Raw genomic sequence first — 592 nt, forward strand, 5'->3', positions numbered from 1 at the left:
GCCTCTGGCTGCAATAGGGACATTAATTACTTCAATATTTAATGGGTTAGAACTTTACCGAAAATATTTAATAAGCGGAGCGTTATCAACAATAATAACTTTTTTTATAATGCTTTTTCTTATTCTTAAATATAATATTCATGGCGTTTTAATTGCTACAGGAATACAGGGTGGGCTATCAGGTATAGTATTAGTTGCTGTTGCTATTAATTCGCAATGGTGTAAGTTGTCAAACTTCATCGGCAAGGTAAATAAGAAACAGTTAAAAAATATATCGAAGTTTTTCGTAATGACTGCAATTAGCGCAATGCTTTTCCCTGCGACAATACTTATTGTCAGAAGTATCATTACAAATACTGTTGGCTTACAAAGTGCAGGTAATTGGCAGGCAGTATGGAGGATTTCGGAAGCTTACCTTGCTGTGATTACGATGGCACTTAGTACGTATTACCTTCCAAAACTAGCAAAAATCAATGGATATCATAATATTAAGGCTGAAGTACATTACGTCTTAAAATTTATACTTCCTACTATTGTTTTAATGGCTACATTTGTTTTCTTTTGTAGGGATTTATTAATATCCATTCTATTA

Annotated in this window: 1 pseudogene; it reads left to right on the forward strand. The window is 32.8% G+C overall.

Annotation, left to right across the window (positions count from 1 at the left end):
- Window positions 1-592 (forward strand): annotated as a pseudogene (locus tag IM317_RS23690) (O-antigen flippase); the annotation flags it as partial.

The sequence above is a fragment of the Enterobacter cloacae complex sp. S3 genome (genome assembly GCF_014930495.1).
Classification (GTDB): Bacteria; Pseudomonadota; Gammaproteobacteria; order Enterobacterales; family Enterobacteriaceae; genus Enterobacter; species Enterobacter asburiae_B.